Annotated in this window: 19 protein-coding genes and 1 pseudogene; 11 read left to right on the top strand and 9 right to left on the bottom strand. The window is 65.7% G+C overall.

Annotation, left to right across the window (positions count from 1 at the left end; all coding sequences use genetic code 11):
- The first annotated feature begins 136 nt into the window (after positions 1-136).
- Positions 137-310 carry a DUF1328 domain-containing protein gene (locus tag GGD61_RS10100; RefSeq protein WP_018319670.1) on the top strand — a complete coding sequence of 58 codons (174 nt, stop codon included), beginning with the start codon at positions 137-139 and terminating at the stop codon, positions 308-310.
- 16 nt (positions 311-326) lie between these two features.
- Here the strand turns inward: GGD61_RS10100 and GGD61_RS10095 are convergent, their stop codons facing one another.
- Positions 327-833, bottom strand: a complete 507-nt coding sequence (locus GGD61_RS10095) for a thioesterase family protein (protein WP_018319671.1) — start codon at positions 831-833, stop codon at positions 327-329.
- 84 nt (positions 834-917) lie between these two features.
- On the opposite strand from GGD61_RS10095, the gene GGD61_RS10090 reads away from it, so the two are divergent.
- From GGD61_RS10090 to GGD61_RS10080, 3 genes are all read left to right on the top strand, one after another.
- Positions 918-2,342, top strand: a complete 1,425-nt coding sequence (locus tag GGD61_RS10090; RefSeq protein WP_092253968.1) for an FAD-binding oxidoreductase — start codon at positions 918-920, stop codon at positions 2,340-2,342.
- Between the two features lie 134 nt (positions 2,343-2,476).
- Complete coding sequence (locus GGD61_RS10085; protein ID WP_092253393.1) at positions 2,477-3,775, top strand: Spy/CpxP family protein refolding chaperone; 1,299 nt, start codon at positions 2,477-2,479, stop codon at positions 3,773-3,775.
- Positions 3,776-3,810: 35 nt separating this feature from the next.
- On the top strand, positions 3,811-4,182 hold the full coding sequence (locus GGD61_RS10080; RefSeq protein ID WP_026202237.1) for a hypothetical protein: 372 nt from the start codon (positions 3,811-3,813) through the stop codon (positions 4,180-4,182).
- Positions 4,183-4,234: 52 nt separating this feature from the next.
- Here the strand turns inward: GGD61_RS10080 and GGD61_RS10075 are convergent, their stop codons facing one another.
- Positions 4,235-5,707, bottom strand: coding sequence for a caspase family protein (locus GGD61_RS10075; protein WP_092253391.1), 1,473 nt, complete (start codon positions 5,705-5,707; stop codon positions 4,235-4,237).
- 425 nt (positions 5,708-6,132) lie between these two features.
- Between GGD61_RS10075 and GGD61_RS10070 the strand changes: the two genes are divergently transcribed.
- From GGD61_RS10070 to GGD61_RS10060, 3 genes are read left to right on the top strand one after another with little or no spacing between them, the layout of a single operon-like run.
- Positions 6,133-7,164, top strand: a complete 1,032-nt coding sequence (locus GGD61_RS10070) for a TRAP transporter substrate-binding protein (RefSeq protein WP_092253389.1) — start codon at positions 6,133-6,135, stop codon at positions 7,162-7,164.
- A complete protein-coding gene (locus GGD61_RS10065) occupies positions 7,164-9,038 on the top strand; it encodes a TRAP transporter large permease subunit (RefSeq protein WP_244550622.1) in 1,875 nt (624 codons plus the stop codon). The genes GGD61_RS10070 and GGD61_RS10065 overlap by 1 nt, the downstream gene beginning before the upstream one ends.
- A gap of 12 nt (positions 9,039-9,050) precedes the next feature.
- Positions 9,051-10,028, top strand: a complete 978-nt coding sequence (locus tag GGD61_RS10060) for an NAD(P)-dependent oxidoreductase (protein WP_092253385.1) — start codon at positions 9,051-9,053, stop codon at positions 10,026-10,028.
- 6 nt (positions 10,029-10,034) lie between these two features.
- On the opposite strand, the gene GGD61_RS10055 is transcribed toward GGD61_RS10060, so the two are convergent.
- Entirely contained in the window at positions 10,035-11,201 is a 1,167-nt protein-coding gene (locus GGD61_RS10055) for an ABC transporter substrate-binding protein (protein WP_092253383.1), read from the bottom strand.
- A gap of 328 nt (positions 11,202-11,529) precedes the next feature.
- On the opposite strand from GGD61_RS10055, the gene GGD61_RS10050 reads away from it, so the two are divergent.
- The 3 genes from GGD61_RS10050 to GGD61_RS10040 all read left to right on the top strand — a co-directional run bounded on the left by GGD61_RS10050 (position 11,530) and on the right by GGD61_RS10040 (position 18,065).
- A complete protein-coding gene (locus GGD61_RS10050; RefSeq protein WP_244550621.1) occupies positions 11,530-13,920 on the top strand; it encodes an EAL domain-containing protein in 2,391 nt (796 codons plus the stop codon).
- 103 nt (positions 13,921-14,023) lie between these two features.
- Positions 14,024-15,325 (top strand): MFS transporter, encoded by a 1,302-nt coding sequence (locus tag GGD61_RS10045; RefSeq protein WP_092253379.1) that lies wholly within the window; start codon positions 14,024-14,026, stop codon positions 15,323-15,325.
- A gap of 157 nt (positions 15,326-15,482) precedes the next feature.
- Entirely contained in the window at positions 15,483-18,065 is a 2,583-nt protein-coding gene (locus GGD61_RS10040) for an EAL domain-containing protein (RefSeq protein ID WP_177236960.1), read from the top strand.
- Between the two features lie 74 nt (positions 18,066-18,139).
- Here GGD61_RS10040 and GGD61_RS10035 read toward each other — a convergent pair whose 3' ends face one another.
- From GGD61_RS10035 to GGD61_RS10010, 6 genes and pseudogenes are all read right to left on the bottom strand, one after another.
- Complete coding sequence (locus GGD61_RS10035; protein WP_092253375.1) at positions 18,140-19,093, bottom strand: MBL fold metallo-hydrolase; 954 nt, start codon at positions 19,091-19,093, stop codon at positions 18,140-18,142.
- A gap of 130 nt (positions 19,094-19,223) precedes the next feature.
- Entirely contained in the window at positions 19,224-20,177 is a 954-nt protein-coding gene (locus GGD61_RS10030; protein ID WP_092253373.1) for an MBL fold metallo-hydrolase, read from the bottom strand.
- Between the two features lie 87 nt (positions 20,178-20,264).
- On the bottom strand, positions 20,265-21,470 hold the full coding sequence (locus tag GGD61_RS10025) for an NAD(P)/FAD-dependent oxidoreductase (RefSeq protein ID WP_092253371.1): 1,206 nt from the start codon (positions 21,468-21,470) through the stop codon (positions 20,265-20,267).
- Positions 21,471-21,593: 123 nt separating this feature from the next.
- Complete coding sequence (locus tag GGD61_RS10020; RefSeq protein WP_092253369.1) at positions 21,594-21,914, bottom strand: hypothetical protein; 321 nt, start codon at positions 21,912-21,914, stop codon at positions 21,594-21,596.
- 97 nt (positions 21,915-22,011) lie between these two features.
- Positions 22,012-22,310, bottom strand: a pseudogene (locus GGD61_RS10015) (helix-turn-helix transcriptional regulator); the annotation flags it as partial.
- Positions 22,311-22,364: 54 nt separating this feature from the next.
- Positions 22,365-23,324, bottom strand: a complete 960-nt coding sequence (locus GGD61_RS10010; protein ID WP_177237001.1) for an AraC family transcriptional regulator — start codon at positions 23,322-23,324, stop codon at positions 22,365-22,367.
- A 403-nt stretch (positions 23,325-23,727) separates the two neighbouring features.
- Here GGD61_RS10010 and GGD61_RS10005 point away from each other — a divergent pair, with 403 nt between their 5' ends.
- A complete protein-coding gene (locus GGD61_RS10005; protein WP_092253365.1) occupies positions 23,728-24,660 on the top strand; it encodes an AraC family transcriptional regulator in 933 nt (310 codons plus the stop codon).
- The last annotated feature ends 19 nt before the right edge of the window (positions 24,661-24,679 follow it).

Genomic DNA, 24,679 nt, shown 5'->3' with positions numbered 1-24,679 from the left:
TCATTTTGTTCCAGCGGTCCTCGCGAATTTCCACCCTGTCCGGGCCGGAACCATCGTTCCCGCCTCGAGATTGTCTGGACAGGTGGCGCGGCCAGCCGCGCTAGACGCAGACAGACATCAAGACGAGGGTTTGACCATGCTTGGCTGGGTTGTGACGTTTCTGGTTATCGCACTGATCGCCGGCATCCTGGGCTTCGGCGGCATCGCCGGCGCTTCGATTGAGATCGCCAAGATCATCTTCTTCATCGCGGTCGTTCTGTTCCTGGTCTCGGCCGTGGTCGGCCTGGCCCGCGGCCGCAACAGGGTATAGGCCGCCGGATCACGCGCTACCGCTTCGAGGGCATCGCCACGTTCCGGCCGATGCCCTCGGGGCGCGAGACCGCGCTGTGGGCCTTTGTGACCGCCGCGATGCGCTCGCTTATATCCGGCGGAAATGGCGCGACGCGCCGCGCATTCATGTCCATGTGAAGCGACATGTTCTCGGACGTCGCCGACAGCCAGCCCTCGGTTGCGTGCCGCATCTCCTCGAACGTGTGCAGCCGCTTGTCGTCGGCCTCCAGCAGCCAGACCAGGATCTGCACGGGATCGCCGAGGTGGATTTCGCGCAAGTAACGCACATGGCATTCGGCAGTGAAAGTCGAACCGCCTCGCTCCTTCATGTAGGTCGGCCCGATGCCGAGCTCGGCCCAGAGCTGGTCGATCGCGCGGTCGAACATCACGTTGTAATAGGCCATGTTGAGATGGCCGTTATAGTCGATCCATTGCGGCTCGATCTGCATGATCGAGGCGCGGAACGGCTCGGCTCTGGGCGCTGAGGCGGCAGTCTCCGGCATGTTTCCTTCCAGCTATGCGTCCGGTCGCTTGACTTGACCGGTTTTATATCCTTTGCCACGGTTCTTCTGTCGGGAGGAATGTCCGTGGGTACCACCATCACCAATAATCCGCCGCGGCCGGAGCCGAAAGCCCTCGCGAGCGCGCTGGAGCAGCTTGCCGCACGCTTCGGCAACCGTCTCATCACCTCGCAGGCCGTGCGCGAGCAACATGGCCATACCACCACCTGGATTCCCAACCAGCCGCCGGATGGCGTGGTGATGGCGCAGGAGACCGCCGACATCCAGGACGTGGTGCGGATCTGCGCCAAGAACCGCGTCCCGGTCATTCCTTTCGGCACCGGTACCTCGCTCGAGGGCCAGGTCAACGCGCCGGCCGGCGGTATCTCGATCGACCTGCGCGACATGAACAAGGTGCTGGCGGTCCATGCCGAGGACCTCGACTGCGTGATCCAGCCCGGCGTCACCCGCAAGGCGCTCAACGAGCATCTGCGCGACCAGGGCCTGTTCTTCCCGATCGATCCCGGCGCGGACGCCTCGCTCGGCGGCATGGCTTCGACCCGCGCCTCCGGCACCAATGCGGTGCGCTACGGCACCATCCGCGAGAGCGTACTGGCCCTGAAGGTGGTGCGCGGCGATGGCGAGATCATCACCACGGGCACGCGCGCCAAGAAATCGTCCGCCGGCTACGACCTCACCCATCTGTTCGTCGGCGCCGAAGGCACGCTCGGCATCATCTCGGAATTGACCATCCGCCTGCGCGGCATCCCCGAGACGATCGCAGCCGGTGCGGTGTCGTTCGAGACCGTGCACGGGGCCTGTCAGGCCGTCATCCTGGCGATCCAGACCGGCATCCCCGTGGCGCGCATCGAGCTGCTCAACGCCGCGCAGGTGCAGGCCTGCAACGCCTATTCGAAGCTGACGCTGCCGGAGACGCCGCTGCTGCTGATGGAATTCCACGGCAGCGAGATCGAGGTTGCCGAGCAGTCCAAGGCGTTCGGCGAGATCGCCAGGGATTGCGGCGGCGGCGAATTCTCCTGGACCACCAAGCCGGAGGACCGCACGAAACTGTGGCAGGCGCGGCACGATGCCTATTGGTCCGTGAAGGCGCTGCGGCCCGGCGACAGCATCGGCGTGGTCGCGACCGACGTCTGCGTGCCGATCTCGCGGCTCGCCGATTGCGTCAGCGAGACCGAGGAAGATCTCAAGCGGCTCAACCTGCTGTCGCCGATCGTCGGCCATGTCGGCGACGGCAATTTCCATTGCTCGCTGGTCTGCGACACCAAGGACGCGGCCGAGATGGCGCGCGGCGAAGAGTTCATGCATCGCCTGGTCGAGCGCGCGCAGGCGATGGACGGCACCTGCACCGGCGAGCACGGCATCGGCCAGGGCAAGCAGAAATACCTCCAGGCCGAGCTCGGCCCCGAGGCGCTCGATGCGATGCGGGCGCTGAAGAAGGCGCTCGATCCGCTCAACATCTTCAATCCCGGCAAGATTGTGCCGGAGGCGTAGGCCTTCGGCACAACAAAGCCGCCGCAAGGCCGATGCCGTCCACCGGTCGGGGGCGGGAACTTTCGGCAATCCTGTCGGTTCCAATTCCCGCCAAGTTCCGATGCCTCAATGGCGCGGCTCTGCGGGAGGGTGCGATGGTGCGACCGGTCATTGGAATTGCCGCGATGGCGCTTGCCTGCATGCTGGCGGGCGCGGCTCTGGCCAAGGGCGGCCATGGGGGCGGACATGGCGGTGGCCATGGAGGCGGGCACGGCGGTGGCCATCACGGCGGCGGACATTTCCGTGGCCACGGCGGTGGACATGGGCATGCCGGCGGGCATCATCGCGGCATGCGGTTCACGTCCGGTGTCCGACGCGGCGGGCCCAACTTCGGTCAGATCCGCAACGCGGCGATCCGCCCCGCGAGCTTCCGCAATGCCCTGAACACCAGCGCATTCCGGAATGGCCGGCTGATCAGCAATCCGGCAGCGCGTGCACAGCTCGCGGCAGCGGCCGCATTGGCCGGCTGGAGCGGCGCAAGCAGCGGATGGTGGCAGCATGCGGGCGGCGGCTATGGCTGGGTCGGGCCGCTGTTCTGGCCGTTCGCCTATAACGATCTCTACGACTACACGATCTGGGGCGACGGGCTCGGCTTCTGGGGTTACGGATACCCGGACATCTATGCCGGCATTTTCGGCCCCTATGGCTATGATCGCCTGTCGGCCTATCTGCCGCAGCAATCGCAGGGACGACGACGGGCGCGTAGCGCACCGCTCGATCAGCTCTGCGGCAGTGACCGCCGTGCCATCGCCGGACTACCGATCGATCAGATCGCATCCGCGGTGCAGCCGACGGATGCGCAGGGCACAGCTCTCGATGCGCTCGGCAATGCCTCGATCGACGCCGCAGCGCTGATCCGCACATCCTGTCCGACGCAGGCCGCAGCGACGGCGCCAGGCCGGCTCGCAGCGATGCAGCAGCGCATCGAGGCGATGCAGAAGGCTGTCGAGCTGGTCCAGCCCGCGCTCGACCAGTTCTATGGCTCGCTGAACGACGAGCAGAAGGCGCGCTTCAATGCGCTCGCCGAGGATCAGCGTCGTGCGACGGCATCGAACAATGCGAGGGAATCGTCGGTGCAGGCTTGCAATGTGGCCGCCGCGTTCGATTGGCCTGCTGCTGCGATCGATGAGAGGCTTCGTCCGAGCGACACCCAGCGCGCGGCGCTGCAGGTGCTCCAGGATACCAGCGCAAAGGTCAGCGCATCGCTCAAGGCGGGCTGCGAGCCCAATGACGTGATGACTCCGCCGGCCCGCATGGCCACAATCCGCAAACGGCTCGATGCGATGCTGGACGGGATCAAGTCGGTGCGCGCGGCGCTCGATGATTTCTATGCCACGCTCAACGACGAGCAGAAGGCGCAGTTCGAGGCGATCGGGCCGCGCCGCACGTCCTGAACGGTGCAAGCCAATAAAGGCCACGGGTGGGGGCAATGAAGTGGTTCGCAAGGCGGCAGCCGGCCGACATCTGGGATGAGCCGATCCAGGGACCGATCGGCGATATCGACGCGGCGGAGCGCATTCGTAACATCTGCGAGGCTGCGAGAGCGGGCGCGGAGGCTGTCGGAGGCTCCGCACCGGCTGATAAGCGCGAACGTGAGCGCTTTGAACGTGCAGCCCGCGTCGCGATGGAGATTGCGATGAAGATCGCGGACGATCTGATGCGTGACGATGCGGTCCGCCGCATCGTCGACCTCTGCGTGAAGGCAAATGATATGAAGACGGCGCAGATCCTGTTTCGCGCGATCCAGGCCGGCTGGATCCGGGAGGCCGTCCAGCACGACTATCCGGCGCTGGCGCAGTAGATCCGGCTCGCGCGTCGGGCGCGAGCCGGATCTATGTCAATGCTGGACAGTCTCAGTATCTGCGGTAGTCGCCGCGATAATGGTCGCCGCCGCCGCGGCCGCCCATTCCCATGCCGATCCCGATTCCGATGCCGATACCCTGCATCACGGCGCCGGGCGGTGGGCCGGGGGGCGGCGCGCGTTCGTAGACCACTTCCTCGGGCGGCGGGCGGCGCTTCGGCGGCGTCTCGACCACCTTGCGCTTGGGCGGGGTGTCGTCGACGCGCTTCTTGATCACGGGCGCGACGCTCGGAGTGACCGGCGTTGCCGGTGTCGTTGGCGTCGAGCACGGGCAGGTCGGGCCCATCGCGACGGCGACCGGGATCGCTGCGGCGGCGACGGGGACGCCATAATTGCGGTTCTGGACGCGGAGCAGCAGCCGGCGCGCAGTCGCGGCGAGGTCGCTATTGTCCCAATTGGCCAGGTAAGCCTCGAACGAAGCGCGGGTGTTGATCGCGGTTGCGCGCTCCCAGGCCAGCATCTGGCGCCGCCGTTCCAGCACCGTGCGCACGCGCGGCGTGCGGGTGTCCTGCGCGTACAGCTCGATATAGGCCTGATAGGCCTCCACCGTGTCCTCGGTGATCACGAGCTCATACGCGACCATCGCAGGCTTGCCCCGCAATTCCTTGCGCCAGTCCTCGAGGCTGCGCGTGCCCCCGGCGAGCGCCATCGCGTTCGCGCCCGGAAGAGCGGGTGTGCTGCCGCTGCTCTCGCCGAAGAACTTGAAGTCGGTCGTCAGCGAGGAGCTTTCCCAGGGGATCTGTCGGCCGTCGGTCGATTGCGCGACGGCGACGCGGATGCGCTTGAACACTTCCTCGATCGGCAGATTGGGCTGCTTGGCGATGGTCAGCGCGGCCGTGGTGTAAGGGCTGTCGATGCCGCTGCCGTCCTCGGCTTCGGCGCCGGGGGAGGTCGAATAGGAGATGAAGGAGCCCGGCGCGCCGGCCTTGGTGTCGACGATCGCAAGGCCGTGGCCGGCGCCGCTGAGCGCCGGGAACGGATTGTTGCGGCAGGCATCGAGCATGAAGATGCGCGCCCGCGTCGGCAGCGCACCGAGCGTGTTGAGCATGTCGTTCAGCCGCACGCCCTGGAGCGGAATGTCGGCCTCGCGCTTGGGATCGAGATCGACAGGCACCAGGTAGTTCTCGCCGTCGATCTGCAGGCCATGGCCGGCATAGAACACCAGTGCCACCGTGTCGGCGCCGCTGGCGCTGACCTTGCCGGCGAAATCCGAGATTGCCGCGCGCATCTCGTTCTGCGCCAGGTTGGCCGCCGTGGTGACGGTGAAGCCGGCATTGCCGAGCAACTCCGTCATGCCCTTGGCGTCGTTGGCGGCGTTGGGCAGCTCGGGCACGGTGCGATAGGCGGATTGTCCGATCACCAGCGCGAGCCGCGCTTCGGCTGCAGCGTCCGTCGGCGTCATCAACTGGGCGAGGGCGAGAAAACCGGAAGCAAGAAGCAAATTGGAAAGGACTGGACGGCGCATGGTGTCACCTCCATCGGCAATATTTGCGATGATGGCACCTTTTCTACGTCTGCGCCATGACGCCGTCTGTGCGCTGGATCACGCTGCGCGCTGCGGCAAAATGGGGCAGGCGCCGGCCCATGCGCGATGCATCGGTCTAGCCCCATCCATGTGAATCACGCATTGATCCATGCTCCAATTGGATTGATGCAGGCTCGACGCGACGGGGCCCATTGCGCGGATATGGCCGTAGGCCGATCACTATCGCAAAATCCCCGGGAATCGTAGCCGTTTCGGAGCGCTCACGGACTTCCCAACGCACTTCGCGCACGCTCTGCGGTGGCCGGCCGCCCGCTTGCCTGCGCCGTCGCTTTGGCCATAAAGTCCGCGCAACAGGCCACGGCAACGACCGCGGCGAACAAAAATAATGTGGGAGAGACCGCACCATGACCATCGTGCCCGTGAATCGTCGCGCGTTCATCAAGTCATCCGCGGCGGTCACCGCCGGCCTCGTGCTCTCCCCCGCCATCATCGGCCGCGCCGAAGCCGCGACGCTCAAGCTGAAATGCTCCTCCTCTCTGCCGAACGATCCCAAATTCGCCAACGGTCGCGTCTACTACGACAACCTCGTCAAAAATTTGAAGGGCAACGGGCTCGGCGAGCAAATCGAGGTCGCCTTCTTCCCCGACAACCAGCTCGGCCAGGAGATCGACGTCATCAACTCGGTGAAGCTCGGCGTCATCGATCTCATGGTGTCAGGCTCCTCGATCTCGGCCAATCTGGTGCCGCTGGTCGGCACCTACGATCTCGGCTTTCTGTTCTCCAGCTTCCCGCAGCAGACCAAGGCGTTCGATGCCGGCGCCGCCAAGCCGATCGAGGACGCCCTGCTCAAGGGCGGCAACATCCGCATCATCGCCTGGGCCTATAATTTCGGCTCGCGCAGCGTATTGGCGAAGAAGCCGGTGAAAACGCCGGAAGATCTCGCCGGCCTCAAGATCAGGACGCTGCCGAACCCCGTCATCACGGAATGCCTGCGGCTGATGGGCGCCGCCGCGACGCCGCTGGCCTTCGGCGAGATCTACACGGCCTTGCAGGCCGGCGTGCTTGACGGCCTGGAGCACGATCCGCCGACGATCCTGGCCAGCAAGTTCTTCGAGACGGCCAAATTCTACGCCCTGACGCAGCATAATTTCTCGCCGCTTGCGATCTACTTCAGCGACATGACCTACAACCGCATGGACCCGAAGCTGCGCGAGGGCTTTCTCGACGCCGCGAAGAAGGCCGCGGCCGACACGCGTGCGCATGGGCTTGCAGTCGAGAAGGAGGCGCTGGCCGCCTTGACCGAGAAGGGCGTGACCGCGGCCGAATGCGACCGCGAGGCCTTCAAGAAGCGCGTCGCGCCGCAGATCGAGAACTTCATCAAGGCCCGTCCGGAGTCCAAGGCCGTCATCGACATCATCCGCGCGACGCAAGCCTGATGGCCAGGTCTGAGATGGTGGTGGCGGCCGCCGTGCCCGTTTCGGCCGGCCGCCACGGCAGCATCGCCCTGCTGCTTCGGCTCAGCGATGCGATCGCGGCTATCCTGCTCGCCGCCGATCTCGTGGTGGTCTGCGTCTCGGTGCTGCTGCGTTTCTTCTTCAACGCGCCGGTCGAATGGTCCGACGACGTCGCACGCGGATTGATGGTGGGCTCGGCCTTCTTCGGCGCCGCGAGCGCGCTCGCGCGCGGCGAGAATGTCGGTGTCTCCTTCTTCCGCGATCTCCTGCCGCTGCGCCTGCGCACGCTGGTCGATGCCGCCGGCGCGCTGCTGGTCGTGCTGATCTCCGGCTACGTCGCCTACAACGCCATCAAGCTGGGCTCGTTGACCGCAGGCCAGACCACCGGCTCCGGCCTGCCGCTGGAGCTGACCTTCTATCCGATGGGCGTCGGCGCGCTGTTCATGACGGTGTTCGCGATCGACCATCTCTGCGCGCGCCCGTTCCCCGACATCATCAGGGGGCTCGTTGCGATCATCATCGTCACGGGCCTCTATCTGGCTTGGGATTACCTGTCGCCGTCCTCGGTGCCGTCGGCGGGCACCTTGATGCTGATCGGCTTCTTCGTAACGCTGTTCGGCGGCTTGCCGATCGGCTTTGCGTTGGCGCTCGCTGCGCTCATCTTCATCTGGGTCGAGGGCGCGCTGCCCGGCGTCATCTTCGCCCAGCAGATGGCGCGCGGGATCGACAATTTCGTGTTGCTTGCGATCCCGTTCTTCATCCTCGTCGGCTACCTCATGGAAGCCAACGGCATGTCGGTGCGGCTGATCGAGCTGCTGCAGCGCGCAGTCGGGCGCATGCGCGGCGGACTGAACGTCGTGATGATCGCGTCCATGGTGCTGTTCTCCGGCATCTCGGGCTCGAAGATGGCCGATGTCGCCGCGGTCGGCTCGGTGCTGATCCCGGCGGCGCGTCGATCGAAGCAGAACCCCGGCGGCGCGGTGGCGCTGCTGGCGGCGTCCGCGGTGATGGCGGAGACCATCCCGCCCTGCATCAACCTGATCATTCTGGGCTTTGTGGCCAATTTGTCGATCGGCGGCCTGTTCGTCGCCGGTCTCTTGCCGTCGGCGCTGATGGCGCTGGTTCTGATCGCGGTGTCCATCATCTTCGGCAAGCGGCCGGACAAGGTCGAGGACGTCGAGCCGCAGATGCCGGTGTCGGGGCTCTGGAGCGGCGCGATCGCCTCGTTCGGCCTGATCTTCATGATCTTCTTCGGCTTCAAGAGCGGCTTTGCCACCGCGACCGAGATCTCGGCCTTCGCCGTGGCCTATGCGCTCGTGGTCGGCAGCGTGGTGTTCCGCGAGCTCAGCTTCAAATCGGCCGCGCATAGTTTCGTGCAGGCGGCGACGCGCGCCGGTCTCGTGCTGTTCATCGTCGCTGCCGCGCAGTCGCTCGCGTTCACGCTGACCTTGCAGCAGGTGCCGCATGCGGTCGGCGATTTCATGCTCGGATTGTCGAAGACCTCAGGCGTCTGGCTGTTCATCCTGCTTGCCATCGCCGTGCTGATCGTGATGGGCTCGGTGTTGGAGGGCGCGGCCGCGCTGATCATCTTCGGGCCGCTGCTGCTGCCGGTCGCGGTGCAGCTCGGCGTCGATCCCCTGCATTTCGGCGTCGTGCTGGTCATCGCCATGGGCATCGGCCTGTTCGCGCCGCCGCTCGGGCTCGGGCTTTACGGTGCCTGCCTGATCGGCAACGTGCCGATCGAGCAGACGGTGAAGCCGATCATGGGTTATCTCGGCCTGCTGTTCCTTTGCCTGCTCGTCATCGCCTTCGTGCCGTGGCTGAGCACCGCGCTGCCGCGGGCATTCGGCTACTGAAGGAGTTTTGACGTGAAGGTTCTGCTCGCGCACACACCGGAGATGCGGCGCAATTACTATGGCGATCGCAGCCTGAGCGGCCTACGCGCGGCCGCCGAGGTGATCCTGCACGAGAGCGACGAAACCCTGGACGCCGCCGGCCTCGTGCGCGCGGCGAAAGACGTCGACATCATCGTCGCCGATCGCATGACGGAAGGGCGCGGCGAGATCTTTGCGCAGCTGCCGCGTCTGCGCGCCTTCGTCCGCTGTGCCGTCGATATCCGCAACGTCAATGTGGAAGCGGCCTCAGAGGTCGGCGTGCTCGTGACCCGCGCCGGGCCCGGTTTCGTGCAGGCCGTTGCCGAGCTCGCACTCGGCTTCATGGTCGATCTCTCCCGCGGCATATCCCGGGCGACGGCGGACTACCAGGCCGGCCGCAAGGTCGAGGCGCGGATGGGCCGCCAGCTCGCGGGCAGCAAAATCGGCATTATCGGTTACGGCAGCATCGGCCGTTATCTCGCCGAGGTCGCACAGGTGCTGCGCATGGAGGTGCTGGTCACCGATCCCTTCGCAACCGTCGGCGATGCCGCGATCCGGCAGGTCGGTCTCGATGAGCTCCTCGCTGCCTCCGACTATGTCGTCTGCCTTGCCATCGCCAACGAGCAGACCGAGAATTTGATCGGCGAAGCGGCGCTGGCCCGCATGCAGAGGCATGCCGTCTTCATCAACCTCTCGCGTGGCAATCTCGTCGATGAGCCGGCGCTGGCGCGCGCGCTGCTGGAGCATCGCATCGCCGGCGCGGCGATGGATGTCGGCCGCGCGCCCGACCAGATGCCGACGCCGGAGCTGGCGAAGCTTCCCAACGTCATCGCGACGCCGCATGTCGGCGGGCTGACGCCGCAGGCGATCGAATATCAGTCGCTGGAAACGGTTCGGCAGGTCGAGGCAATCGTCAAGGGCGAGATTCCGCCGGGTGCCGTCAATGCCGAGCGCTGGACGCGGCGGCCGTGAGCGGCTTCATAGCCGGTCCACCGCCCTGAACGTTCCGTCCTTCTGGATCACCGTCAAAAACACCTTCGGCGGCGCATCGATCATGCGGATGCCGACATTGACGGCGCTGCCGCTGATGTCGAAGCGGCCGACATCGTTGATGGCGCGGAGCAGGCTCGCGCGCGTCGGGTTCGGCCCGGCCCTTTCCAGCGCCGCGGCCGCAAGCCGGCCGGAGAGATAGCCTTCCAGCGACACGAAGTCCGGTGTCAGCGTCGGATCGAACGCCTTCTGCGCCGCCTGGTATTCGGCGACGAGCTTGAGCGAGCGGTCCCATGGAAACGGCACGACCTGCGAGACGATGACGCCTTCACCCTCGGGGCCGAGTTCCTTGGCCAGCGCATTGGCGCCGACGAAGGAGACGTTGACGAAGGTCGGATGGAAGCCGCTGCGGTGCGCGAGCTTGATGAACTCCGCGCAGGGCCCATAGGTCCCGACCATCACGATCGCCTCGGGTTCGGCGCGCCTGATCACCCGCCAGGCTGCGGTGACCGCGCGGGTGTTGCGCTCGAACGTGCCCTCGGCGGCAAGCTCGAGGCCGCGCTTGGCGAGCGCGCGCTTGACGCCGACCAGACCGTCCCGGCCGAAGGAATCGTCCTGGTAGAAGATGCCGATGCGGGTGAAGTGGCGATCCTCGGTGAGGTGCTTGATCCACGCCTCGGCCTCCGCACCATAGCTCGCGCGGATGTTGACGACGTTGGCAAGCTCGAGGTCGCGCAGGAATTCGGCGCCGCTGAACGGACCGATGAAGGGAACGTTCCTGGCGCTGGTGATCGGAATTGTCGCCATCGCGGTCGGCGTGCCCACCGCGCCGATCAGCGCAAACACCTTGTCGTCGTCGATCAGGTGCAGCGTCTGCGCCACCGAACGGTCGGGGTCGTAGCCGTCGTCGCGGCTGATGAGCTGGAGCTTGCGGCCGTGGACCCCGCCCTTGGCGTTGATCTCGGTGAATGCCGCGACGATGCCTTGCCGCATGCGCTGTCCGAGCGCGGAGGAGGGCCCTTCCAGCGCGGCGGCCTGGCCGAACAGGATCGCATCCTCGCTGACGCCGGCCTCGTCGGCTCTCGCCGCCAGCACGGTCGCGGCGAGGAGCGCGATGGCCAGGACGAGGGATGTCGCTGATCGAAATCGATACATCAGGGAGTTTTGCCGAATGATGGGGAGGAGCCTTGCGCAACATATTCCTGCGAGCCTGAATAGCTCGCTAACCGGCGACGTGTCGGCAGCCCGTAGTACTCCGGGCAAAACCGGCAAGTTGTTTCCAGAATGCCGGATCATTCGGGCACTTCATTAACTAATTCACGCGTTGCGGAATGGAGGGGTTCCGAAATTGTGCAGTTCTTAACCGCGGTCTTGTTCCGATAGCGGCGCCGGCACCTCAACCAGAGGTTCGGTTCGTCGCGGACAGGGGGACGGCGGCTTCAAGATGGGCGATCGCGATCAGAACGATCAGGATCGGAGGCGTATGACCGGATGGTGGCGTGCCGCGCCGCTGCTCGGGCTGTATCGCCCTGCGCTCGTCGCGGTCGGCGTCGGTCTTCTGTTTTCGGTCGTGGGCGCGGCCGCCGTGGCGCGGTGGGAGGATCGCGTCAACAGGATCGAGTTCGAGAACGCGGCCGAAACCGAAGCGATCGTCATGCAGAACGGCATGGGCGAATACATCTCCCGGCTCGTCGCGTTGCGCACGCTGTTCGAATCGACCAACGACGAGGTCACCCGCAGCGAGTTCGAAACCTTCAGCGCCCGTCTGTTCGAGCGCCATCCCGGCATGCTGCGCATCGCCTGGTTGCCGCGCGTCAACCGCAAGGAACGCGCCGAATACGAGACCGCGGCGATCGCGGACGGCGTGTCCGGCTATCGCATCAAGTCGCTCCAGGGCGCGGGCTTTGCGACGGCGCCGCAGACCGATGAATATTTTCCGGTGTTCTACTCGACCCAGCCGAAGACCTCGGCGGTGTACGGCATGGATTACGCCACCGTCCCGGAGCGCCTCGCGGTGCTGGAGCGCGCCCGCGACAACGACAAGGTCGCAGCCATTCGCACGCGCTTGTTCGAACCGAAGGAGGGCGGCCGGCTGCCCGACGTCCTCGTTGCCGTTCCCGTCTACGCCAAGGGGACCTCGCGCGATACGGTCGCGGACCGGCGCCGCAATCTGGCCGGCTTCGTGGTCGGCATCTTCGACATGCCGTTGCTGATCCAGGCCATTCGCGTCACGACCGGAGCAAGCCCCGCGGTCAGCATGAACGTCTATCCGCCTTTCACGGCGCAGATCGTCAGCCTGGAGCAGATGCTGCCGGATTATTCGTCGGCGGCCACGGCGCCGCAATCGATGCGGGACGTTGCGCGGGCGCTGCACTGGGCGGGCAGCCTCAAGATCGGCGACACCGATTGGCAGGTGCGGGCGGTTCCAACCGCCGGCGGTCCGCTGGAGACGACTTACGATCGCGCCGGCGCCGTGCTGATCGTCGGCATGCTGCTGACGCTGTCGCTGTCGACCTATCTCATGCTTGCGAGCCGCAATTCGCGGCGGCTGTCGCTGGCGAACCGGCGGGTGCTCGAGCTCGCCCAGACCGACATCCTGACCGGGCTGCCGAACCGCGCCTTCTTCCTCACCCGGCTCGACGAGATGAACAGCCAGCTGAGCGTGCGGGGTCTGCCGTTCTCGATCCTGATGCTCGACCTCGACCGCTTCAAGAACGTCAACGATTCGCTCGGCCACGGCGCCGGCGATGCATTGCTGCGCCAGGTAGCGCAGCGGCTGAAATCCGCCGTGCGCGCCAACGACGTGCTGGCGCGGCTCGGCGGCGACGAGTTCGCCATCATCCAGGAAACCGGCGAGGATCAGCGCGCCTGCTCGACCGAGCTGGCGGCGCGGATTGCCAAGCTCTTGACCGAACCGTTCCTGCTGCCTGGTCACCGCGTCGAGATCGGCACCAGCATTGGCATCGCCATCGCGCCGGATCACGGCAGCGATCAGGAGCAATTGCTGAAGAAGGCGGACCTTGCGCTCTATCGTTCGAAATCGGCAGGCCGCAACTGCTTCACCATCTACGACGAGGCGATGTCGGCCGAGCTCGAGGCGCGCAACACCCTGGAGGGGGATCTGCGCGACGCCATCGCGCGGTGCCAGCTGGAGGTGCACTACCAGCCGTTCGTCGACGCGCTGAGCGGCGCGCGGCGCGGCTTCGAGGCGCTGGTGCGCTGGCGGCATCCGACACGCGGATTGATTCCGCCGGACCAGTTCATTTCGCTTGCGGAGGAGACCGGGCTGATCGTGCCGCTCGGCGAGTTCGTGCTGCGGCGCGCCTGCGCGGATGCGGCCGGCTGGCCATCGGATCTCGCGGTCGCCGTCAACCTGTCGCCGATCCAGTTCAAGGAGGCCCGGCTGTTCGAGGTGATCTGCGCGGCGCTCGCCGATTCCGGCCTGCCGCCCCAGCGGCTGGAGATCGAGATCACGGAATCCGTGCTGCTGGAGCGCGGGGTCGAGAACCACGCCTTCATGCAGCGGCTGAAGCAGCTCGGCGTCGAGCTCGCGCTCGACGATTTCGGCACCGGTTATTCCTCGCTCAGCTATCTGACGGCGTTCCCGTTCGACAAGATCAAGATCGACAAGTCGTTCATCCGCAACCTCACCCAGCAGCCGCGTAGCTCCGCCATCATCTCCTCGATCGTGACGCTGGCGCGCGGGCTCGACATGTCGGTCACCGCCGAGGGCGTCGAGACCCGCGAGGAGTACGAGCGACTGAAGGCGCTCGGCGTCAATTTCGCGCAAGGCTATCTGTTCGGCCGCCCGCAGCCGATCGAGCGAATCCTGTTCGACGCGCCGGCCAAACCCTCGCGGCGCGACGCCGCCTGAGATCTCCCTGACGCATCTCGCTCAAGGGGCATGCGCGAAAAGCGCTTGACCCGGACATCTCCAGATGGTCGGAAGGATCGTCTAGGGATGAAATAAGCACAACATGCGGCTTCCGTTCTTCTACGGCTGGGTCGTGGTCGCCGTGACCTTCGTCACCATGGCCATCGGCGTCAACGCGCGTACCGCCTTTTCACTGTTCTTTCCTCCCATCATCTCCGAATTCGGCTGGGAGCGCGGCGTCACCGCGGGCGCCTTCTCCTTCGGCTTCGTGGTGTCTGGCGTGGTCAGCCCGCTGATCGGCCGCCTGATGGACCGCGCCGGCCCGCGCGCGGTGATGGAGCTCGGCGTCGTGCTGATGGGCGGCGGATTGCTGCTTGCGCCGCTCACCAGCGCGCCCTGGCACCTCTATGTCACCATCGGCGTCATGGTTGGTGCCGGATCGGTGTGTCTCGGCTATTCCGGCCAGTCGCTGTTCCTGCCGAACTGGTTCATCCGCAAGCGCGGCTTCGCCATCGGCATCGCTTTCGCCGGCGTCGGTATCGGCTCGGTGACGCTGCTGCCATGGGTGCAGCACATGATCGAGCAGACCGGCTGGCGCACCGCCTGCACCGCGATGGGCCTGCTCATCCTGGTCGTGCTGGCGCCGGTCAATCTGCTGCTGCACAAGCGCCCGCAGGACATCGGCCTCGAGCCGGACGGCGATGTCGTCCCGGCCGCAGGTGCGGCCGAGCCGATCTCCAATGTCGTCGATCCCGTCTGGGTCGGGACCGACTGGACGCTGAAACGTGCCGTCGCGACCGCGCGGTTCTGGTGGATCGCACTCGGCTATTTCTGCGGCCTGTACATCTGGTACGCGGTGCAGGTGCACCAGACCAAGTTCCTGCTCGACATCGGCTTCAGTCCAGGTGTCGCGGTGTGGGCGCTCGGCATCGTCAGCCTGCTCGGCATTCCCGGCCAGATCCTGCTCGGCCATGTCTCCGACCGGATCGGGCGGGAATGGGTGTGGGCGATCAGTTGCGCCGGCTTTGTGATCTGCTTTGCGGCGCTGATGGCGCTGAAGTTCCAGCCGTCGCTGTGGCTGGTCTACGTGATGGTGTTCACGCAAGGCGCGTTCGGTTACGGCCTCACCTCGATCATGGGCGCGGTGGTGTTCGAGATTTTCCAGGGCAAGCACCAGGGCAGCATCTTCGGCACGATCATGCTGGCGGCGTTGGCAGGCGGTGCCGCCGGACCGTGGGTGACCGGCTTCCTCTACGATCGCACTGGTGACTACACGCTCGCCTTCGCCATCGCGATGATCGTGAGCGCCTTGTCGGCGCTCTCGATTTGGCAGGCCGCACCGCGCAAGGTGCGGGCCGTCGCCGGCCGGCTGCACAAGCTTCACGCGGGAACCGGCGCGGATTAGTTCCGCACGCATCAAGATACCGTCGCCGTTTTCGCGGATCGTTAAGCATGCCGCCTCTTGGCGAGGAGCGATGACGCGGCAAAAAACGACTTGGACACCATCGGAGCGTTAGCGTCGGACCGCTTGCCGTATTTTCCCGATATCGCCGGGTCAAACGATGTCCGCCTTCGATTGTCTCACTGAAATTCCGGACGTGCTGCGAGCCGCGCTCGAACGCGCCGACGATGGCGTCGTCATCGTCGATGACGCGCATCGCATCACTCATTTCAACGCCGCCGCGGAGCGCATCTGGAAGTTGGCACGCACCGACGTGCTGGGTCGCGATGCCGAAATTCTCGCCCTCAAGGGCCTTCAGGCCGATCCGGTGGCCGATCTCCGGGACGAGATCAGTCTCGTGCGCCGTGACGGCAGCCGCATCAGGGCGGCTATCGCGCTGTCTTCCGTGAAAATCGGCGGCGCCAATCATTACATCCTGTTTGCGCGTGACGTCACCATCGAAGCCGAGCGCCGCGTCAGGATCGGGCTTCTCCACGCCGTCTCCGACCAGACCAACCGGGCGGTGATCATCAGCGACACCGAGCAGAACATCGTCTATGTCAATTCCGCCTTCACGACGCTGTTCGGCTATACCAACGCGGAGGCCGAGGGCCGCCGCGCTGGCGAGCTGATCGCCGGCCGGCATACCGATCGCAAGGCCATCGCGAAGCTCATCAAGCGCCTGATGCATGGCGGTCGCCGCGGCGAAGCCGAGGTGCTGGTCTACGACAAGGACGGCGAGGAGATCTGGGTCTGCGCCCGGATCGATGCCTTCCGCGACACGAAGGGCCGGGTCAAGCACATCTTCGCGCTGCTCGAGGACATCACCGAGACCAAGCAGCTGCGCTCGCTCCAGCAACTCATCATGGGCGCGCTCGCCGACGAGGTGCCGATCGGCGAGATCGCCGACAGGCTGTGCCGTCGCGTCGAGGAGATCGCGCCCCACGTGGTCTGCTCGTTGCTTCACGTCGATGCCGCGGGCCTGATCCATCCGCTCGGCGGTCCCAGCCTGCCCGATGATTATTCCCGCGCGCTGGACGGCGTGGCCATCGGCCCCGATGTCGGCTCCTGTGGCACCGCCGCTTTCTACGGCGAACCGGTGCTGGCGACCGATCTGGAGACCGATCCGCGCTGGCAGCCCTACAAGGCCATGCCGCTCGCGATCGGCCTGCGCGCCTGCTGGTCGACGCCGGTCAAGGCCAAGGACGGCCGGGTCATCGCGACCTTCGCCTTCTACTATCGGGAGCCCCGCGCGCCGAGCAATTGGCATCGGCGCATCGTCGAGGCCTGCGTCAATCTCGGCGCCTTCGCGATCGAGCGCAAGGAAGCGCGCGCCGAGATCGCGCGGCTCGCCTATCACGACATTCTCACCGGGCTGCCGAACCGCGCGCAGCTGCGCCACCTGATCACCACGGCGATCGATGCCTGCCCGACCGGCAGCCATGTCGCACTCGCTTTTCTCGACGTCGATCATTTCAAGGACGTCAATGACACGCTCGGTCACGCCGCCGGCGACGAGCTCCTGATCCAGCTCGCCCAGCGCCTGCGCGAGCAGATCGGCCCCGAGGACATGCTGGGACGGCTCGGCGGCGACGAGTTCGTCATCCTGCTGCCGCAACGCAACGCCGAGAGCGCCGCGCGCGTCGCGGCCGACATCACGGAGGCGCTGGCTGCACCCTTGAAGCTCGGATCGAAGCTGATGCCGATGTCGGCCAGCATCGGCATCAGCCTCTATCCCGACCATGCCACCGACATCGATACACTGATGCAGCAGGCCGATGCCGCCATGTACATGGCCAAGCAGGCGGGCCGCTCGACCTATCGTATCTTCAGCGCCGAGATGAACGGGCTCACCGAGCAGCGGCTGGCGCTGATCGCGGCGCTCCGCCGTGCCATCGTCGAAGGCGCGCTGACTCTCAGCTACCAGCCGCAGATCCGCAGCTGCGACGGCGCCATCCACGGCGTCGAGGCGCTGTCGCGCTGGCGTGATGCCGTGCTCGGCGACGTCTCGCCGGCAAAGTTCATCCCGCTCGCCGAGGAGTGCGGCCTGATCGAGCAGATCGGACTGTGGTCGGTGCGCGAGGCCTGCCGGCAGATGGCGAGCTGGCGCCGCGCCGGGCTCAACATCCCTAGCGTGTCGGTCAACCTGTCGCCGATCAATTTCCGCAACGTCACGCTGGCCGCGCGGCTCAAGGACATTCTCTCCGAATACGATCTGTCGGCGGACGCCTTGATGCTGGAGATCACCGAAGGCGCTTTCATGCAGGACGGCGTCGCCGCGCTCGAGACGATGAACGCGATTCGCGAGCTCGGCGTCGGGCTCTCGTTGGACGATTTCGGTACCGGCTATTCCAGCCTCAGCCGTCTCGCGCATTTGCCGATCCGCGAATTGAAGATCGACCGCAGTTTCATGCGCGATATCGAGCGTGACGCCGGCGCGCTCGCGATCGCCACCGCCGTGGTGCGCGTCGGCCAGGGCCTCGGCATGACCGTCGTCGCCGAGGGCGTCGAGACCGAAGGCCAGCGCAAGACCCTGGCCGAGCTCGGCTGCGACGTCGTGCAAGGCTTCTTCTACGCCCCCGCACTTCCCCCCGTCGCGTTCGAGCGCTGGCTGATCGAGCACTGCGCCGAGCAGGCGAGGGCGATGCTGGGGCGGCTGGATGTTGCGCCGGCAGGCAGCGACGCCGTAAGGCGGTCGGCTTAGGGGCCGCGCCGAACACAGGGTGCGAACTCACTCATGCGGTGAGTACGCACCCCCGGCTCTAACCCGACGAGCGGTCAGTAGTCCCAGAAGGCTGGCACCCAGCGAAAGTGGTCGCCGTCGACCGCGACCCGTCCGATGGACGGGAACGGCATGTGCGTGGCGACGAGGAGTTCTTCGTTCGCCGCCAGCTCGCGCAGAAGACGGACCCGGACGCGGGCCGCCTCTTCGGGATCGTGCTCGAAGCCGTTGTGCCAGTCGGGGTGGTCGAACCCGACAGTGAACACGGCGTCGCCGGCGAATGTCAGCCGATCGCCGCCTGATGCCAGGCGGACCACGCTGTGCCCGGGGGTGTGGCCACCGGTGCGCGTGACCACCACGCCCGGTGCCACCTCGTGCTCGTCCTCGAAGGTACGCAGCTGGTTGTGGTATTCTTTCGCGAACCGCTTGGCGGTCGCCCGAAGCGCGTCCGGGAATCCCGGCGGCATCGAGACGTGGGAGAAATCGGGCGCCTCCCAGAATGCGACCTCGGCGGCTGCCACGTGGATGCGCAGGTCCGGGCGCAGCCGCTCCTTCACCTCGTCGACGAGCAGCCCGCCAATGTGGTCCATGTGCATGTGCGTCAGCACCACGTCGGTCACGGACTCAAGATCGATACCGGCGGCTTCCAGTCGCTTGCTCAACTGGCCGGCCCGCGGCAAGTGCAAGTCCGGGTCGGATCCTAGTCCGGCGTCGACGAGGATGGTCCGGTCGCCGCTACGCACCACGACCACGTTCAGCGCCCAATCGAACGCGTCCGGCGGCAGGAACATATCCTTCAGCCACGCCGCGCGGACGGCCGGGTCGGCGTTGTGGGCCAGCATCGCGCCTGGCAGCGTCAGTACGCCGTCGCTGATCACCATCACGTCGATCTCGCCGATCTTCAGCGCGTAGCGCGAAGGAACCAGCTCTTGGGACCCCGGCTCGCCGGGGCGTGTGGTGTGGTGCAGGTTCATGTTCGTCTCCTCAGTGTTACGGATCGTCTGGTTCATCTTGAAAGCTCCTTTGCTCTGTCTTGACGCAGTTCAGTAAGTGACCGCGCGTCTGCCGTGGGCAGTGCGGTCAATGCCTTGAGGTGTTCGGAGATTGAGGCGTGCTGGGGCGACCTGGTCCAACACGCGGTCAGTAGTCCCACCAGGTCGGTACCCAACGAAACAGGTCGCCTGCGGCCGCTACCCGGCCGATCGACGGGAACGGCATGTGCGTGGCGACCAGCCACGCGCCCGTCTCCGCCAGCTCGCGCATGAGCCGGATCCGGACGCGGGTCGCCTCCTCGGGATCGTGCTCGAAGCCGTTGTGCCATTCGGGGTGATCAAACGAGACCGGGAATATGGCATCGCCGGCGAACATCAGCCGGTCGCCGCCGGATGCCAGGCGGACCACGCTGTGCCCGGGGGTGTGACCGCCGGTGCGACTGACGACCACGCCCGGCGCCACTTCGTGCTGCTCTTGGAAAGTGCGCAGCTGGTCGCGGTATTCGTCCATGAATTGCCTGGATGCTCGCCGAGCCAGGTCGGCGAGCGCCGGCGGCATGGCGGTGCGGGAGAAATCCGGCGCTGCCCAGAACTTGACCTCGGCCGCAGCCACGTGAATCCGCAGGTCCGGACGCATCCGCTCTTTCACCCCGTCGACGAGCAGTCCGCCAACATGGTCGAAGTGCATGTGGGTCAGCACCACGTCGGTCACCGATCCAAGATCGATGCCGGCAGCATCGAGCCGCGAGCCGAGCTGCCCGGCTCGCGGAAATTCCGGGTACTCCACACCGAGCCCGCTGTCGATGAGGATGGTCTGGTCGCCGCTGCGCACCACGACCTCGTTCAGCGCCCAATCGAACGCGTCGCGCGACAGGAACATGTCGTCCAGCCACGCGCCTCGTGCAGCCGGGTCGGCGTTGGTGGCCATCGACTCCGCGGGCGGTGTCAACACGCCATCGCTGATCACCATCACGTCGATCTCGCCGACACGGAGCGCATAACGCGACGGAACCAGCTCGTCGGACCGCGCTTTGTCGAAATGTGTGGTGTCGTGCAGGTTCATGTTCGTCTCCTTTTGAGCGTGAGAGATCATCTGATTCATCTTTGAGACTCCTCTGTTCGCATGTGGATTGTTGAGGGGCTGCAGCGGGCCGCGCCCGCAGGAGCGCGGCCGTCATCAGGTGGGCGTCTAGAGATCAGTCACGCGTTCCGGATCGGCTGACGCGAGCGCGGCGGCGCGCTCGGCGCGTGGCGGATAGATCCAGACCGTGTTGATCTCCCGCTTCGTCTTCTTGGCGACGTCGCCGACCATCTCGACGTTGCGCTCCCAGCCGCGCGTGAACAGCGCGCCGGCCTCGCCGAGGTCGAGACAGGTGACGTAGGTTTTCTGGTGATAGGGCCTGGTCGCGAGGCCGAGCAGCTCGGCTGCGGCATTGTTGCCGGCGAAGGCGCCCATCCGCGTGGCGTGCTGGCACGACATCAGCGCGTAATTGCCCTCGTCGTCGCAGGCCGCACGCGCCGCATCGCCGGCCGCGAAGACGCCCTGAACGCCTGTCACCTGCAGGCAGCGGTCGACAAGCAACCGGCCGAAACTGTCGCGCTCGGCGGGAATCTGCGTCGTCAACGGCGCGGCGCGAATGCCCGCCGCCCAGATCACGGTCTCGGTTTCGATGTGCTCGCCGCTGGACAGGGTGACGCCGGATTTGTCGAGCGAGGCGACCCCTGCACCGAGGCGGGCTTCCACGCCAAGCTTGCCAAGGGCTTCCTCGATGATGGGACGGGGACCCGCGCCCATGTCGGGCGCGATCGACGTGTTGCGTTCGACGATGATGACGCGGGGCCTGGCGCTCGTGCCGAGGATTTCGCGAAGCCGCGCCGGCATTTCGGTGGCCGCCTCGATGCCGGTGAAGCCGCCGCCGGCGACGACGACCGTGTCGCGCCCGTTCCTGGCGGGCCGCTTGGCGAGGCCATGCAGATGCTTGTCCAGCGTGATCGCATCCTCGAGCGAATCGACGCTGAAGCCGTGCTTGGCGAGACCCGGGATATTCGGGCGAAACAGCCGGCTGCCGGTGGTCACGACGAGGCGGTCGTAAGAGAGCGTCTTTTTCGTGCCCTTCACTGTCGCGATCTTGACCATGCTCGATTTGGTGTCGACCGTCTCGGCAATGCCTTGCACATAGCTGACGTCGATGGCCTCGAGCACGTCGAGCAGGGGTGCCGTCAGGGTCTCGGGCTTTCGTTCATAGAGCCGCGGGCGAACCACGAGCGTCGGCTCGGGGGCAACCAGCGCGATCTCGAGCTGCTCTGGCGAGACGCCCTGGATCTCGCGCAGGCGGGCGGCGGAAAGGGCGGCGTACATGCCGGCAAAGCCGGCGCCGACGATGACTAGTCGCATGAGTTTACTCCTTGATCTCTGCGTTTCGATCTCTGCGTTTCGAAAGTCCGTGCGCACGCCGTCGCTGCTCCGCTTGAGGCAGCGTCCGGTGACTCCACGAAGAGGTGAAGTGAATCGCCGGCCTTAAGGCGCGGCGCAGCGCGACAGCGGCGAACTCGATGGCCAGCCTTGGTGCAACGAACTTTGGCGTAGCCAACCTTGACGAGAGACGACCGGCTGAGTCGTCCTCGGGCCCCAGTCCTGGTAGGGAAGACCGGAGCCATCCCGGGTCATGATGGACACCAGCGGGTAGGTCGGATGCATGGCTTGCGCCGGAATCTCGACCTGCTCGCCCGTCGCCGACGTGAAGCGAACGGCCAGCGAGAGTCCGTACAATGTTGCGGTTGCAAGGCCTCGGCGTCGCGAAGCGATCACCCGCCGGCTGATGAAGTTTTTCCAGGTCATCTTCGGTCTCCGTCGATTGGTCTGGCACGGTGATGGTCTAGCGGATCGAATCTGCCGCTGCGCCAGAGCGATTGCCGCGGTTGCATCGCGATTGCTGCTAACGCTTGTGCCTGCGCCAGTCGCTCGGGCTCTCGCCGGTTTTTTGAAGGCGACTGCGAACGCCGTTTGCGAGGAATAGCCAAGCGCAGCTGCGATCGAGACGATCGAATCGTCGGAGTCGCGCAGCATATTCATGGCCTGCTCGAGCCGGTGCTGGCGCAGCCAGGCATGCGGTGAAAGTCCAGTGCTTTCCTTGAACGCGCGGCGGAAACGGAAGCGCGACAGCCCGGCATCCGACGCCAGCGCGGCGAGTGATAGGTCCGTCTCGACTTCGGACCGCGGGCGCTGGATCGCGCGGGTTCAGTGTCGTCGCTGACAGTCCGCCGATGACGGACCGGATCGGCGGGGCTCTTAGCGTGCGTGCCGCCTGCGCCAGTCGCTCGGCGTCTCGCCGGTCAGCTTCCTGAAGGCTGCTGCGAACGCCGTCTGCGACGAATAGCCCAGCGCCGCAGCGATCGAGACGACCGCTTCGTCGCTGTCGCGCAGCATCTTCATGGCCTGCTCGAGCCGGTGTTGGCGCAGCCACGAGTGCGGGGAAAGGCCGGTGCTCTCCTTGAAGGCGCGGCAGAAGTGAAAGCGCGATAGTCCGGCATCGGAAGCCAGCGCATCGAGCGAGACGTCCGCATCGCTGTCCGAGCGCAATCGTTCGATCGCACGGAGCAGGATCTTCGGCGACAGCCCGCCCATGGTCGGCTGGAGCGTGGCTGGCGAACCTGTGTGCGCAACCAGCAGGCGCGTGGCCAGAAGATCCGTCAGCTGATGCCGAAACAGCGTATCCAGGGCTTCGTTGCCTCCCAGCGTATCAGCCGCGCTCAGGAGCAGCCGAGACGTAATGGGGTCAGGATGCGCCGTCCGCTCCAGCAGCTCGTTCGTTCCCGTGATCTCGGCTTCGCGAGCAACGCGCTTTAACGTTGCATCGGGAAGATACAGTTGAACTACATCCACGGGCTTCGGAATGTCCCAGCGGGAGCTTGATCCTTCCGGAATGATGACCACGACCCCGCGACGAAACGTGCCGATCGCAACCGATTTTCCTGTCCGCCGCTCCATGCGCTGCACCATGCCGTTATGGGCCATGATCACGTGGTGGCTCATGGGCTTGACGACGTCGTGCAATCGATCATGTTTCCAATGGGCAATCCCGGCGCCGGAGGAGTCCAGTGCCATGCGAAGTGGCTCGGTCCCGAGCACGCGCGCCATTTCCGCATCGGCGCGTCGCTCGGAGCTCGAGCGATCGTGCGGCTGTGAGCCCGGCGGGGGTGGCAAGCCCTGGTGCGAGGGATTGCGCATGAGTGCAGTGCTCCCGGTCATTGCGTGGCTCCTCCTGATCAGCTCAAGCTTTCGATCAGTGTCCGTACTTGTACGGGTCGGCGCGTGTTCTATGCGCTGCGAAGGTTCCGTGTATTTCCTGAAGCGGTGATGCTTTGTCCGATCCTGCTCCAAGCCGGCGCGCGCTTTCACAAACGCACGATGGGCCGGCGATGCGCTTACCGAGGCACTGAATCGGTATTGCGCGGAGAGGTACCAAAACACGTTGAAATCGCTCGTGAAAAACGGTCCGGGCAATAAATGCGGCGGGCCGTCATACGGCTGCCGCTCCGACGCGCTGGTCTGGACCGTCGCTTGGCGATGTCGGATAATCGGGCGTGATTTGGCGATGGCGCCGCGCTCTCAAGTCTCCTCTCACACGAGATCCACGCCCGAGATTCCCGCCATGACACAGGCAGCTGCCTTCGCGCAGAAGGTCGAACGGTTTCTGCATCTGAAAGATGCGCCGCCAACGCTGGTCACGCGTTCGCTGCGCAGCGCCGAGCTCGCCGTCACCGAGACCCGGGATGACCATCCAATGCCGCGTCTTTCCGATTCGATGCCCTCGGAGGACGCTTATCTCGTTGGCCTGAAATTTCGCGATTTCGCCGATTGCGAGTGCTGGGAGCGCGGCCGCTGCGTAATCAAGAGCGATATCCAAGCCGGCGCGACATACCTGTACGACCTGAAACGCGATCCGCGCTACGTGATCGACAAGCCTTTCCATTCCCTGTTGTTCTATCTGCCCCGTTCAGTGCTGGACGACATGGCGAGGCAAGGCGGCGCGCCAAGGATTGGCGAACTCGCCTATCAGCCCGGCGTCGGCCATGACGATATGACGATCCGCCATCTCGGCGCATCGTTCCTGGCGGCATTGCGCCAGCCTGATGAGGCCAACCAGCTCTTCATCGACCACATGATGCTCGCGCTCGCCGCACATGTTGCGACGACCTACGGCGGATTGCGGTGCGCCGCCGAGCCGGCGCGCGGCGGCCTTGCTCCTTGGCAGGTCAAGCGGGCCTGCGAAAGACTGGAATCCGATCTCCGCGGAAAGCTCTCACTGGACAAGATCGCAGCCGAGTTCGATCTCTCCGTCAGTCATTTTTCGCGTGCATTTCGCGTCTCCACCGGCCTGCCGCCGCACCAATGGCTGCTGCGCCAGCGCGTGGACACGGCCAAGCAATTGATGACGGTGCGCGACCTGTCGCTGGCGGAGATTGCGATATCGGCCGGGTTCGCCAATCAAAGCCACTTCACCCGGGTATTTTCCTCGGTGGTCGGGATGAGCCCGGGAATATGGCGCCGCGAGGCGCAGGGCGTGCCGGAAAGCGAAACGTGATCCGGGCTCAAGACGCCAT

This window comes from Bradyrhizobium sp. SBR1B, from assembly GCF_014198205.1.
In the GTDB taxonomy this organism is placed as follows: Bacteria; Pseudomonadota; Alphaproteobacteria; order Rhizobiales; family Xanthobacteraceae; genus Bradyrhizobium.
This window is presented reverse-complemented; position numbering and strand designations above follow the sequence as displayed.